The organism is Rhodomicrobium lacus, from assembly GCF_003992725.1.
In the GTDB taxonomy this organism is placed as follows: Bacteria; Pseudomonadota; Alphaproteobacteria; order Rhizobiales; family Rhodomicrobiaceae; genus Rhodomicrobium; species Rhodomicrobium lacus.
In genome coordinates this window covers 65,880-79,572 of record NZ_RZNF01000001.1, presented here as the reverse complement: position 1 = coordinate 79,572, position 13,693 = coordinate 65,880, and the positions used below count along the sequence as shown (strand labels likewise).

10 protein-coding genes are annotated in these 13,693 nt (G+C 63.4%); 6 read left to right on the top strand and 4 right to left on the bottom strand.

Features of this window, described 5'->3' with window-relative positions; genetic code table 11:
• Positions 1-18: 18 nt before the first annotated feature.
• Both EK416_RS00395 and EK416_RS00390 read left to right on the top strand, forming a co-directional pair.
• On the top strand, positions 19-1,128 hold the full coding sequence (locus tag EK416_RS00395) for an AAA family ATPase (protein ID WP_127075205.1): 1,110 nt from the start codon (positions 19-21) through the stop codon (positions 1,126-1,128).
• On the top strand, positions 1,121-2,506 hold the full coding sequence (locus tag EK416_RS00390) for a vWA domain-containing protein (RefSeq protein WP_127075203.1): 1,386 nt from the start codon (positions 1,121-1,123) through the stop codon (positions 2,504-2,506). The genes EK416_RS00395 and EK416_RS00390 overlap by 8 nt, the downstream gene beginning before the upstream one ends.
• Positions 2,507-2,524: 18 nt before the next feature.
• Here the strand turns inward: EK416_RS00390 and EK416_RS00385 are convergent, their stop codons facing one another.
• Both EK416_RS00385 and EK416_RS00380 read right to left on the bottom strand, forming a co-directional pair.
• On the bottom strand, positions 2,525-3,634 hold the full coding sequence (locus tag EK416_RS00385; RefSeq protein WP_127075201.1) for a calcium:cation antiporter: 1,110 nt from the start codon (positions 3,632-3,634) through the stop codon (positions 2,525-2,527).
• Entirely contained in the window at positions 3,631-4,530 is a 900-nt protein-coding gene (locus EK416_RS00380; protein WP_127075199.1) for a uracil-DNA glycosylase, read from the bottom strand. Before EK416_RS00380 ends, EK416_RS00385 begins: the two co-directional genes overlap by 4 nt.
• Before the next feature lie 173 nt (positions 4,531-4,703).
• On the opposite strand from EK416_RS00380, the gene EK416_RS00375 reads away from it, so the two are divergent.
• Positions 4,704-6,401, top strand: coding sequence for an electron transfer flavoprotein-ubiquinone oxidoreductase (locus EK416_RS00375; RefSeq protein ID WP_127075197.1), 1,698 nt, complete (start codon positions 4,704-4,706; stop codon positions 6,399-6,401).
• 54 nt (positions 6,402-6,455) lie between these two features.
• On the opposite strand, the gene EK416_RS00370 is transcribed toward EK416_RS00375, so the two are convergent.
• Complete coding sequence (locus EK416_RS00370) at positions 6,456-7,106, bottom strand: hypothetical protein (protein ID WP_127075195.1); 651 nt, start codon at positions 7,104-7,106, stop codon at positions 6,456-6,458.
• A gap of 120 nt (positions 7,107-7,226) precedes the next feature.
• Between EK416_RS00370 and trmFO the strand changes: the two genes are divergently transcribed.
• Both trmFO and EK416_RS00360 read left to right on the top strand, forming a co-directional pair.
• On the top strand, positions 7,227-8,636 hold the full coding sequence (trmFO, locus tag EK416_RS00365; protein WP_127075193.1) for a methylenetetrahydrofolate--tRNA-(uracil(54)-C(5))-methyltransferase (FADH(2)-oxidizing) TrmFO: 1,410 nt from the start codon (positions 7,227-7,229) through the stop codon (positions 8,634-8,636).
• Positions 8,637-8,767: 131 nt separating this feature from the next.
• Complete coding sequence (locus EK416_RS00360) at positions 8,768-9,550, top strand: succinate dehydrogenase iron-sulfur subunit (protein WP_127075191.1); 783 nt, start codon at positions 8,768-8,770, stop codon at positions 9,548-9,550.
• A gap of 275 nt (positions 9,551-9,825) precedes the next feature.
• Here EK416_RS00360 and EK416_RS00355 read toward each other — a convergent pair whose 3' ends face one another.
• On the bottom strand, positions 9,826-10,806 hold the full coding sequence (locus EK416_RS00355) for a LysR family transcriptional regulator (protein WP_164729783.1): 981 nt from the start codon (positions 10,804-10,806) through the stop codon (positions 9,826-9,828).
• A 324-nt stretch (positions 10,807-11,130) separates the two neighbouring features.
• Here EK416_RS00355 and EK416_RS00350 point away from each other — a divergent pair, with 324 nt between their 5' ends.
• Positions 11,131-13,647, top strand: a complete 2,517-nt coding sequence (locus EK416_RS00350) for a sensor histidine kinase (protein ID WP_164729782.1) — start codon at positions 11,131-11,133, stop codon at positions 13,645-13,647.
• The last annotated feature ends 46 nt before the right edge of the window (positions 13,648-13,693 follow it).

The window sequence follows — 13,693 nt, the reverse complement described above, 5'->3', positions numbered from 1 at the left end:
TATGCTGAAGGGTGAGGAATGGCCGGAAACCCGATGAACGTGCCCCCCGTCTCGATCGCGACCGCGAAAGCGGCGTTGATCGAGCAGTTCGCAAACCCCGTCCTGCGCCGCAGGGCGACGATGCTGTGGGGGACGCGCGGTGTCGGTAAATCGTCCATCGTGCGCCAGGTCGCCGCTCACTACGGCGTGCCGCTCGTGGATCTTCGTCTCACCACCATCGAGCCGGTGGACATTCGCGGCGCCATCTATGCGGACGACTCGCTCGCGAAAACCGTCTGGTTCCCGCCCGAGTTCCTGCCCGGCCGCGACCAGCCGCAAGGCATCCTTTTCCTCGACGAACTGACGGCTGCCGACCAGCGCCTGCAAATCTCGGCCTATTCCCTTATCCTCGACCGCCGCGTGGGACATTACGAACTGCCGGACGGCTGGCAGGTGATCGCGGCCGGCAATGCCAGTTTCCACGGCGCCGTTTGTCACGACATGGGCACCGCGCTCGCCGATCGCATGTTCCACTTCCACGTGCAGACTGTGATCGACGCCTTCCTCGATCATGCGATGGCGAACGATTTCGCCCCGGAGGTGATGGCCTATCTCAAGGTGCGCCCCGACAAGCTCGACGACACCGACGCGCAGCTTTCCAACGATCACCTCATCGGCTCCAGCCCGCGCGGCTGGGAAGACATCTCGAACGTGCTGAAGTCCGAGATGTCCGAGCACGCCAAGCGCATTTTCGTGCAGGGCCGAATCGGAGCGTCGAACGCGGCGGAATTCTTCGGCGTGCTGCGCGAAATTCAGGCGAGCGTCGACGTTTTCAAGCTCATGGAGGCGAGGCCAGGCGCGGAGACGGCGGCGCTGCTGCCGCGCTCGCTCGACGGGCTTTACGGCATGACCTATGGGCTTCTCGCGGCTTGCACCGACAGCGACAGCGTGGCGCGCGCGCTCGAAATCGTGGAGCAGCTGCCCGAGGTGAAGGCGGAAATCCGCCTGCCGCTTCGCGAGGTGCAGACGCTGGCCATGGAACTCATCATGCAGAAGGCGCTTTCGATCGGGCTTGAGGGCGCGATCCTCGAAAGCCCGGCCTATGGCCGCTATGCCGAGGCGCGCGCCAAGGAGCCTAGCTATGCCTGACGGCAGTGCCGCAATCGACTTCGGCGCGGGCGGCGGTCTCCCGCCCGGCCATCGCGGCACGCGGGCCATACAGCGCATGGTGGAGTTCGCGCCCTCGACCGGCGGCCTCGCACTTTGGGTGAAGCATCTCGACGTGGCCGACCCCGCAGCCCCTGTCGTTTCGACGGATGGGACCACGCTTCGCTACGGGCCGTCCTTCACGGAAACGCCGCTGGCGGAACAGGTCGGCCTCGTGGCCCATGAGGTGCTGCATATCGCGCTGCGGCATCCGCAACGCTTTCTGGAATTGCAGCAACTCGTCGGAGACGTCGACCTCGACCTCTTCAACATCTGCGCCGACGCCATCGTCAACAGTTCACTGTCGCATCTCACGTGGCTCAGGCTGCCGCACCGCTCGGTCTATCTCGACGAGCTGCTGCGCAACGCGCTGAATATCCGCGAGGACGTGCAGAAATCGCTGCTCGAATGGGATGTGGAGCGGCTTTATCGCGCCGTCGACGACCGTCAGCAGGCGGAGAAAGGCGGCAAGCGCGACCAGCGCCGCGAGAAGCAGGGCGGCTCGGAGGAAAGTCGCGACGGCAAGAACGGCCGGGAGACGCAGCAGGCGCAACAGACGAAGCCCGACGAGCGCAAGGATGGCCCCAAAGCGGCGACGGCCCGCGCGATGGGCGCGGGCAGCCTTCGCGACCTCGTGCCGATGCCCGATCCCGAAGCGCCCCCCGAAGCGGAGGCGCAGGCCGCGCGGCAATGGAGCGAGCGAATCCAGCGGAGCCACGCCAGCGACGGCATGCACTCGATGCTGCGCGCGCTCATCGCCGACCTGCCGAAGATCAAGACGGCGTGGGAGCGCGCGCTTCGCTCGCAGCTGGCCCGCGCGCTCTCGAAAAAGCTCGACCTGTCATGGTCGCGTCCCGCGCGCTCCTACATCGCCAATCAGGGCCGCATGGGCACGCGGCGCATGCCGTTCGAGCCGGGGTTCAGCCTTGCGAAGCCCGTGCCGCGCCTTGTCGTGGTGGTGGACGTGTCGGGCTCGGTCGACGAGAAGCTGCTCGACCGTTTCGCGCTGGAGATCGAGGCCATCACGCGGCGTCAGGAGGCCGGGATGATGCTCATCATCGGCGACGACCGCGTGCGGAAAGTGGTTCGCTACGAGCCCGGGGTGTCGAACCTGCGCGAGATCGAGTTTGACGGGCGCGGCGACACCGATTTCACGCCGCTGCTCATGGAAGCCGACAAATACGCGCCCGACATCGCGGTGGTGCTGACCGACCTCGATGGCCCCGCGCGCTTTCGCCCGCGCTTTCCCGTGCTATGGGCCGTGCCGGAAGCCTTCGCCAGCGCCGCCGCACCCTTCGGGCGAAAGCTCGTGCTGAGCTGAACCCGTCCTGCATTGCTCCTAGGGAACGAAGATCAGGAAGATATAAGTCGCGAAAATGATGAGGTGCAGGAAGCCGAACAGGATGTTCGTGCGCCCGGTACCGAAGGTGTAGACGCTCACGAGCAGCGTCAGGAACAGAAGCACCATCGATTCCGAGCCGAGGCCGAGGATCAGATCCTTGCCCGTGAAGATGGTGATGACGGCGACCGCAGGCACCGTCATGCCGATGGTGGCAAGCGACGAGCCAAGCGCCAGATTGATCGACCGCTGAAGCTCGTTCATCCGCGCGGCCCGCACCGCCGTAATGCCCTCCGGCGAGAGGATCAGCAGCGCGACAAGGAAGCCGAGGAACGGTTCCGGCGCTCCGAGTTGCGTCAGAATGCCTTGCAGCGAGGCGGTGAACGTCTTCGACAGCAGGACCACGGCCAGAAGCGAGGCGACCAGCAGGATCGGCGCGCGGATGCGAAGGCCGTGCCCCTTTTTCCCGGTATCGTCATCCTCGATTTCGACTTTGAAAAACTCAGTGTGCCGAACCGTCTGAATGTACAAAAACAGCGCGTACAGCAGCAGCGTGATGATCGACACGAAGATGAGTTGCGATGAGGTCAGGACCGGCCCGGCTGACGAAACGGTGAAATTCGGCAGCACCATCGTCAGCATGGAGAGCGCGGTCAGCACCGCGAGATAGACGTTCGCACCCTTCGACTCGAAATCCTGCTGGTAATAACGGAGCCCGCCAGCCAGCATGCAGATCCCGACGAGGCCGTTGGCGACGATCATGACAACGGCGAAAACCGTATCCCGCGCCAGCGTGGGATTGCCCTTGTCTTCGAGCATGATCGCCATGATGAGCGCCACCTCGATGACCGTCACCGAAATGGTGAGCACGAGCGTGCCGAACGGCTCGCCGATTTCGTGCGCGATCTCCTCGGCGCTGACGACCGCCGCGATGACGGTTGCGAACAGGATGGGAAAGACGACGAGCGACAGCCACAGCGGCGGCTGATCCTTGATCGCCTGTCCGCCGAGGAAGGTGATGGCTGCGTAGAGCGCCAGCGCCGCGACGGGGATCACGATCCGCATCACATCGACGATGCCGATGCGCTGGGCCGTTGCGGGCGGCCTCATGAGCGGCCCTTGAGCGCGTCGAGCGCCTCGCGAACCGCGAGCAGGTCACGCCAGGCGAGCCGCTTGGCGATGGGCGTGCGCAAGAGATAGGCCGGGTGCAGCGTCGCCATCGCTCGCGTTCCGGGGTGCCCCGGCAGCTCCAGCCATTTTCCGCGCAGCTTCATGATTCCCTCGGTCGCTCCAGTGAGCTGCTTGGCCGCAGCATTTCCTAGAAACATAACGATCTTGGGCGCAATGAGTTCAATTTGTCTTTCTACAAACGGTTGGCAGACCTGCACTTCTTCCGGCGAGGGCGTGCGGTTGCCGGGCGGACGCCAGAACACGATATTGGTGATGTAGAAGTCGGCTTCGGTGAGACCGATGGCGGCGAGCATGCGGTCGAGAAGCTGACCCGCGCGGCCAACGAAGGGCTGGCCCTGCCGGTCTTCATCCTTGCCGGGCGCTTCGCCGATGAGCATCAGCGGCGCCGAGGGCGATCCGCGCGACAGGCAAAGACGGCTTGCGGTGGCCTTGAGGCCGCATCCCTCGAAGTTTTCGAGGAGCGCGTGCAAGTCGTCGAGATTTCGGGCGCTGCGGGCGAGTTCACGCGCCGCCATCACGTCGTTGGAAATCACATCACGCGATGGGACGGCGCTCGGGCTTCGCGCATGCTCATGGGGCACTGTGCGGGAATTCGCTGCGGGCTGCGGCAAATCCGCCCGCTCGCGGGGGAGTGGTTTCCGATTGACGTTAGCGTCAACGTCTATACCTATAGGGAAAGAAGCCGCGCGCGGAATTTCGCTGAACCAGTCGCGTGTTTCCTCGGCGATGGCCTCCTCGACCCCCATTGCCCGATACCATTCGAGCAGAATTGCAGCATTCTCGGAAGACGCGCGCATGCCGGTGAGATTGCCCATGATTTAGACGAATAATCAAGTTGGCGGGGAAGCACTTTTCCCGTAGGACACCAATCTCAGTGCGGTGCAACAAAGATCTGCTCTAACTCTTGATACCAGTCGCGCCACGGCGGGTTCGCCTGATGCGTTGAGCGCGCGATGGAGCGCGGGGCCGCTTCGGCCGGGAGGAACCCATGGAAGAGAACGAAGTCGCGGAAGTCGCAGAAGAGGAAGCCCTTCCCGAGCGCGAGACGATGGAATTCGACGTCGTCATCGTCGGTGCCGGCCCGGCCGGGCTGTCTGCGGCGATCCGGCTGAAACAGCTTGCCGAAAAGGCGGGCAAGGAAATTTCCGTCGTCGTTCTCGAAAAAGGCTCGGAGGTAGGCGCGCATATCCTTTCGGGCGTGGTCATCGACCCCATCGGCCTCAACGCACTCATCCCGGACTGGAAAGAGCGGGGCGCGCCGCTCGAACAGCAGGTGACGAAAGACGTCTTCCTCCGCCTCACGGATACGAAGTCTTCGGGCTTCCCGCATCATCTGCTGCCGCCCGCGATGCGCAACGAAGGCTTCTATATCGGCAGCCTCGGCGCGCTGGTGAAATGGCTCGGCGAGCAGGCCGAGGCGCTGGGCGTCGAAATCTATCCCGGCTTTCCGGCCGCGGAAGTGCTTTACGATGACGACGGCAAGGTGATCGGCGTCGGCACGGGCGATCTCGGCATCGGTCGCGACGGCAAGCCGAAGGACGACTTCGTGCGCGGCATGGCGCTGCTCGGCAAGTATACGCTCATCGCGGAGGGCGCGCGCGGCTCGCTCGCAAAGCAGCTCATCGGCAAGTTCAAGCTCGACGCGAATTCGGACGTGCAGAAATACGGCATCGGCCTGAAGGAGCTGTGGCAGGTCAAGCCCGAACACCACAAGCCGGGTCTTGTGCAGCATACGCTTGGCTGGCCGCTCGACGACAAGACTGGCGGCGGCTCGTTCATGTATCACTACGGCGACAATCTCGTGGCCGTCGGCTTCGTGGTGCATCTGAACTATCAGAACCCCTATCTCAGCCCGTTCCATGAGTTCCAGCGCTTCAAGACGCATCCGGCCATCGCGCCGGTCTTCGAGGGCGGCAAGCGCATCGGCTACGGTGCGCGCGCCATCGTGGAGGGCGGCTGGCAGTCGATCCCGAAGCTGACGTTCCCTGGTGGCGCGTTGCTCGGTTGCAGCGCGGGCTTTGTAAACGTGCCGCGCGTCAAGGGCTCGCACAACGCGGTGCTGTCGGGCATCGCGGCGGCGGAAGCGGCCTTCGCGGCGGTCGATGCCGGTCGCGCCGGCGACGAACTTACGGCTTACGAGCACACGGTGCGTACCGGCCCCATCGCGAAAGACCTGAAGCAGATCCGCAACGTGAAGCCGCTCCTCTCGCGCTACGGCACGATGCTGGGCTCGTTCCTTGCGGGCGTCGACATGTGGCTGAACAAGCTCGTGCCCGCGCTGTCGCCGACGCTCAGCCACGGCAAGCCGGACTACGCCACACTTAAGCCCGCGAAGGACTGCAAACCTATCGTCTACCCGAAGCCGGACGGAAAGCTGACCTTCGACATCCTGTCGTCGCTGCCGCTTTCGGGCACGAACCATGAGGAAGACCAGCCGGTTCACCTCAAGCTCGCCGATCCGAGCATCCCGATTGGGAAGAACCTGCCGCTCTATGCCGAGCCCGCGCAGCGCTATTGCCCGGCGGCGGTTTACGAGGTGGTGACGAGCGCCGAAGGGGAAGCGCGCTTCCAGATCAACGCGCAGAACTGCATCCACTGCAAGACGTGCGATATCAAGGACCCGTCCCAGAACATCAACTGGACGACGCCGGAAGGCGGCGGCGGCCCGACCTACGCTGGGATGTAGGCAATCGCTCCATCAAGGCGGGGCCTTCATGGCCCTTTTCGTAAGCGCAGAAGCTCAAGTCAGCGGCTTGGGCGTATCGTCGAGGCCGAGATTATACCAGGTGTCGGCCTCGATCACGATCGGGTTTTCGCCGATGGCGTACACCCAACTGTCGACGGCCCAGCGCGACTTGGTGTCGTTCTGTGTGAGGATCGCCGTCCAGTGCGGCCAGCGGTTCAGGCTCTTGAGGGTGTCGCCCCTCGCGAACGGGCGCCCGACGGTGTGATGCTTCAGAAGGCCGTGATACTGGAGCACGAGCAGGAAGCTCGTCGTATTCGTGGAGTGGTCCACGCAGTCCATCTGCGTCGGATCGCCGGACCCGTCGTAATCCATCCCCGGCCGGTCCTTGATGGTGCCGACGATGTTGCCTGTCCACACGTACATTGAAGCGATGGCGTAGGCGATGGCGCGGCGCTCCTCTTGCGACGTGTCGGCCTTTTTCGTTTTCGCCATCAGCGCGGCGATCTCGTTGATTTGCCTTGCGCCGAAAGTCACCTTCGTCTTCTGCTGGCAGCCATAGGCGTGACACAGCCAGACAGAGTTCTTTCGCGGCGGTTCGCTCTTGAAGTCGGCGAAGTGAAGTTCAGGTGAGCCCTCGCGATCGAACGTGCAGGCGGAAAGGCCGCCAAGCATCGCGAACACAAGTGCCATGGAGAAGGCGCGCATGAAAACTCCATTCCGCCGATGGCCGCAACCTAACTTATGGCTCGAACGGAGCAAGGCTCGCCGTTGAGTGGCGCCGGATTTTCACCTAGGTTGTCGCGACACAGCCACAAAAAAGAAAACATGACCTCGAAATCAACACTACACATCGTCGGCGCGGGCCTTGCCGGCTCTGAAGCGGCATGGCAGGCGGCGGAGCGCGGCGCGCACGTGGTGCTGCACGAGATGCGGCCCGAGCGTCAGACGCAAGCGCACAAGACGGGTGGCTTCGCGGAACTCGTGTGCTCGAACTCCTTCCGCTCCGACGATCACGAGACGAACGCGGTCGGCCTCCTGCATGAGGAGATGCGGCGCGCGGGCTCGCTCATCATGGACGCGGCCGCGCGGCACAAGCTGCCCGCGGGCGGCGCGCTGGCGGTAGATCGCGATGCGTTCTCCGCCGAGGTGACAGAGCGGCTGCGCGCGCATCCGAATGTCGAGATCGCGAGCGGCGAAGTGGATGCGCTGCCTCCCGCCGAATGGGGAGCGACGATCATTGCAACCGGCCCGCTGACCTCGCCCGCGCTTTCCGCCTCGATCATTGCGGCGACCGGCGAGGACGCACTGTCTTTCTTCGACGCCATCGCGCCCATCGTGCTGGCAGACAGCATCGACATGGACGTGGCATGGATGCAGTCGCGCTACGACAAGCCCGGCCCCGGCGGCACGGGAAAGGACTACATCAATTGCCCGCTCGATCGCGACCAGTATGAAGCGCTGATCGACGCGCTGCTCGCCGCCGAGAAGACGAGCTTCAAGGAATGGGAGAAGACGCCCTATTTCGAGGGCTGCCTTCCCATCGAGGTGATGGCGGAACGCGGGCGCGATACGCTTCGCTATGGGCCGATGAAGCCCGTGGGCTTGATGGATGCGCGCACCGGCAGGCAGCCTTGGGCCGTGGTTCAGCTTCGGCAGGACAACGCGCTCGGCACGCTGTGGAACATGGTCGGCTTTCAAACCAAGCTGAAGCACGGCGAACAGACGCGCGTATTCCGCATGATCCCCAGCCTCGAAAACGCGGTTTTCGCCAGGCTTGGCGGGCTTCACCGCAACACCTTCCTCAACAGTCCGAAGGTGCTCGACGGAGCGCTTCGCCTGAAGGCCGCGCCGCATGTGCGTTTCGCGGGGCAGGTGACGGGCGTTGAGGGCTATGTCGAATCGGCGGCCATCGGCCTTCTCGCGGGCCGCTTCGCCGCCGCCGAACTTGGCGGAAGCGATCCGCTTCCCCCGCCGCAGACGACCGCGCTCGGGGCGCTTCTCGCGCATATCACGGGCGGGCATCTCTCCGACACCATCGAAGGCGGACCGAAAAGCTTCCAGCCGATGAACGTGAATTTCGGTCTGTTTCCGCCGCTTTCGGAGCCGCAGAAAAAGGTGCGAGGCGAAGCGAAAGGCGCGGCCCGCAAGAAAGCGTTATCGAAACGCGCGCTCGCCGAGCTTGATCTTTGGCTTGAGAAGGATATGGTCGCGGCCCGTGGTGGGCACGCGGCTTGATTTACTCTAATCTGATGGTGCATAAACCAAGCGGCAGCTCGGCCGTGCGGCATATGTAGACCTTGCCTCTCGCGGCGTTGGCTGCCACATATCACCAACCGCCGAAATTTCGCATCCCGTCTGGAGCCGCCATGGTTCAGCTCACGCTGCCGAAAAACTCGAAAATTCGCAAAGGCAAAACCTGGAATTCTCCGGGGGCGGAGGCGAAAGACTGGAAGCGGTTCGAGATTTATCGTTGGGATCCGACCACGGGCCACAATCCGAGCATGGACACCTACTGGGTGAACCTCAAGGAATGCGGCCCGATGGTGCTCGACGCCATCCTCAAGATCAAGAACGAGATCGATCCGACGCTCGCCTTCCGCCGCTCCTGTCGCGAGGGCATTTGCGGGTCGTGTGCGATGAACATCGACGGCACCAATACGCTGGCCTGCACGAAGCCCATCAAGGAAATTTCCGGCACCGTGAAGATCTATCCGCTGCCGCATATGAGCGTCAGCAAGGATCTCATTCCCGACCTCAGCCATTTCTTCGCGCAGCATCGCTCCATCGAGCCGTGGCTTCAGACCGATTCGCCGCCGCCGGAGACCGAATGGCTTCAGAGCCGTGACGACCGCGCGGTGCTCGACGGCCTCTATGAATGCATCCTTTGCGCTTGCTGCACGACGTCTTGCCCGTCCTATTGGTGGAATGGCGCGCGCTTCCTCGGCCCCGCTTCGCTCCTTCAGGCGCGCCGCTGGATCGCGGACAGCCGCGACGAACGCACCGGCGAGCGTCTCGACAACCTCGAAGATCCGTTCCGCCTCTATCGCTGCCACACGATCTTGAACTGCGCGCAGGTCTGCCCGAAGGGCCTGAACCCGGGTGAGGCCATCGCCGAGCTGAAAAAGCTCATGGTCGAGCGTCAGCTCTAGAACCATGCACTTCAACTGCGCCCCGCCGATGAGTCGGCGGCTTTGGTGGCTTGAGGTGCGGAAGGGTGCGACCAAGATGGAGTGCGCTTTTAATCCAGCCAAAAGCGCACCGTTCGCCTGTTAAATCGGCGTCGATCTGACGACACGAATCCACAGCGTCGTGCCGCGCTTCGAGACGCTGCGACCGGATGGGAATGCCGCCGTCGCGATCAGGAGACGGGGGGCACAAATTCATCAAGCGGATAGGAGGCGCGGCTTTTCAGCAAGCCGGCGGCTCAGCCCGCGTTTGCGTGCCATAGATCGGGCTTTTCTTCCCGCCGCGCCACAGAAATGCCCGGCAAGGTCAACGCGTCCATGATCCATGGATAGTCCGGCGCGATTTTTTCGCTCATGCGCCGGGCAATCGCCGCCTTCGCAGTGTGAGCCACCTGGCGAGGAATATCGCCAAGCTCTCTTTCCCGGGCGAGAACGTGGATCTCTCGGGACGCGATCATGCTCGGCATGGGGGCGAAGGTCACGCTCCGCCAGAAAGCCTGCCCTCGCAGCACGCAAAGCGGGGTCAGGATCGACCACCCCATTCCCGACGCCACCATGGCAAGCACGGTTTCGGAATCGTCGAACTCCGCGCGCCCAGTGGTCTCGATGCGAAGGCGGCGCAACAGCCGGTCCACCTCGCGTCCGAGCATGGTTCTGGAACTGAGACGGACGATGTCCCGCTCTCGGGCGAGCGCACCGAGATCGTCGATGTTGGTATTGATGCCGCGCGGTACCGCGAGAATGAGCGGTTCGCGCAGAATTTTATGCCGTTCGAGATTGGATTGGTCTTCGAGAGGGTCCGGTGAAATGATGACATCCACCTCGCGGCCGAGAAGCGCACGGCGATGCTGGCTATGAAGGCCGATCTGCACGGACCAGAGCGCGGCGATGCCGCGCAGACTCGAAACCAGTTCGAGCCCGATGGTGCCCGCGAGCGAGTCGACGAGACCGATATTGAGCTTGGGCAACGCCGCCATGGCGGGCGCTCTTGCAGCCTGAATGGCCTCTCTCGCCCCAAGAAGCACGCCCCGCGCCTTTTCCAGAAGGACCGCGCCCGAGGGCGTCAATGCGATCGGCCGCACCTGACGGTCGAAAAGCTGCACGCCGATCGACTGTTCGAGATTGGCAACGATCTGGCTTACCGCGGACTGGGTAAGTTGCGCTCTGCGCGCAGCCTCGCTTATGCCGCCGCATTCCGCGACTAGGACAAAAATGTCCAACGAGCGAAGATTGATTTCCAGAGTATCATGTCGTCCCCGCTCCGTCTGCGAAGGGTTCGGCCTGCGCTCTATCACATCTAACCCGGCGATTGATTGTCCTGCGGGATTGGGCCGCACGGATGGTCTGCCCCCAAGGTCAAAGTCATATTACAACCTGGGGCGCAACGTAAGAGATTTCATGTATCTGAATGTTCCACGTCAGGATTTCCACGTATGATTGAGCAGGTGGCGCTTTCTGCACCTCGCCAACAAAAAATTAACGATAAACTAACACTCGACTCGGCATATGTGCGAATTGCCAGTCCGTCCCCGCGGGAGAAAACGATGCGAGATTTCCGGGTATGGTACCGGCGGGCAGCGGGGGTAGCCGCGGTTACCTCGTGCTGGCTTGCGCTGTTCCACGGTACCGCGACGGCCGCGACTGACGCGGCGCCCGTGTCCTGTCCGTTCGGAAGCGCGGATCTGCTGCTGATCGTCGCCCTGCTCGGCGGCGTTGCCGCCGCCTTCGGTGTGCTGGCTTTCATCTTCCGGGAACAGTCGCGTCACCGCGCGAAGCAGCTCCTGCGCCAGAGCGCAAGGCTCGACGCGCTTTTCACCATCGAGGGAAATTTCCGGGCGCTTGCGGCGCTTGAACCGCAGGTGTTCGTGATCTGGAGCGACAGTCACGCCCGGCTCGCGCTGCACACCATGCAGGGGACAGTCGGCGTACCGTCAAAGCTCACGCAATTGCTCAGATTCGGTTCGTGGCTGCATCCGGACGACGCGAGCCTTGCCGCGGAGAATCTGGCGCGGCTGCAATCGCGCGGCGAAGGGTTCGTTTCCAACGCAAGCACGCTTGAGGGCCATGTGATCGAGATCGCGGGCGCGGTTTCCGGCGCTGACACCGTCATGCGCATCCGGGCATTTTCGCCGGTCAACAAGGAACTCGTCCGGCTCATCGGGGACAACAAGCGGCTCAAGCAGGCCATCCAGGATCGCGAGGGCATTCTCGACGCCATCCAGACGCCCGTTTGGCTGCGCGATGCGAGGGGCACGCTGACATGGGTCAACACGGCCTATGTCTCAGCCATCGACGCGAAGAACCGCGAGGAAGCCATCGACAAGCAGATCGAGCTTTTCGAGACGCGGCAGCGAACCGACTTGCACCGCATGAGCCAGGCCAAGAAGCCGGGACGCATCAAGCTTCAGACGATCGTCAACGGCGGCGTGCAAACCTACGAGGCGATAGCGGCCCCGATCGAACGAGGCAGCGGAGGCGCGGCGCTCGACGTCTCAATGCTGAAGACGCAGCGCGACGAGCTTGAACGGCAGATCGCCGCCAACGCCCGGACTCTCGACAAGGTGTCGACCGGCGTCGCGGTATTCGGCGTGGACCGCTCGCTTTTTTACTTCAACGAGGCGTTCGCCAAGATCTGGGATCTCGAAATCGCGTGGCTCGCCGCGAAGCCTGCGGCGTCCGAGTTCTTCGATCAGCTTCGCCAGCGCCGCCTCCTGCCAGAGCAACCCGACTACCGCAAATGGCGCGACGGCAAGATTCTCGCCTTCGACCGCACCCGGACGCTCGACGAATTGTGGCATCTCCCCGATGGCCGCACCGTGCATGTGGTGAAGGATTGCCGCGACGATGGCGGCCTGACCTACCTGTTCGATGATGTGACGGAGAAGCTTGCGCTCGAACGCCAGTTCCATACGCTTATCGAAAGCCAGCGTGAGACGCTCGACCACCTGAGCGAAGGCATCGCCGTGTTCGGTGCGGACGGGCGGCTCGACCTCCACAACCCTTCCTTCCAGTCCATCTGGGCGCTGCCTGAGGAGATGCTCGGGGACCAGCCGCATTTTGAGGACATCTGCAAGGCGAGCGACACGCTCGCACCCGACCCCGATTTCTGGCACACGCTGCGCGAAGCCATCACGGGCATGCCGGAAGCGCGCGACACTTTCAGCGGCACGGTTGCGAAAAGCGACGGCGTCCATCTGGCCTATGTGGTGACGCCGCTGCCCGATGGCGGTACGCTCGTCACCTTCGCGGACGTCACCGACAGAAAACGCTTCGAAGAGGTGCTGCTTGAAAGGAACGAGGCGCTCGAAGCCTCCGACCGGCTGAAAACGGCCTTCCTCAGCCACGTGTCCTACGAGCTGCGCACACCGCTCACCACGATCATCGGCTTTACCGACATGTTGGCCGAGCCTGCTTTCGGTTCGCTCAACAACAAGCAGCGCGAATATCTCGACCACATCAAGACGTCGAGCGAGGTGCTGCTCAACATCATCAACGACATCATCGACCTCGCAGCACTCGACGCGGGCGCGCTCGACCTGAAGCTCGCGCCGGTGGAGATCGAGACCCTCATCGAGGCGGCGGAATTGGGTGTACGCGAACGCCTAAGCCGCGCGAACGTGAATCTTGACGTGCATATCGCAAGCGGCGCGGGGACGGTGATGGCGGACTCGAACCGTCTCATTCAGGTCCTCTACAACCTCCTGTCCAACGCCATCGGCTTCTCGCCGGAAGACGGCACGATCACGCTTGCCTGCCGCCGGGAGCGGAACGGCGTTGCGATCAGCGTTCAGGATACGGGGCTCGGCATCCCGGAGGAAGAACAGGCGAGTGTGTTCGATCGCTTCGAAAGCCGCAGCAAGGGCTCACGGCATCGCGGCGCGGGGCTTGGTCTCACGCTCGTGAAAAGCATCGTCGAATTGCACAAGGGCCGCATCGATTTGCGTTCGACGCCGGGCGCGGGCACCACGGTCACGGTGTTCCTGCCGGACAATCACCCGGCACTGCATAAGGGGAAAGGGGGCGCCGACCGGAAGGGCGCGCGCGCCATCCCCGCGCAGTAAGGAGCGCCACGGCGCGGCGCCCCCATCGCCTTGCAAGCCAAGGGCA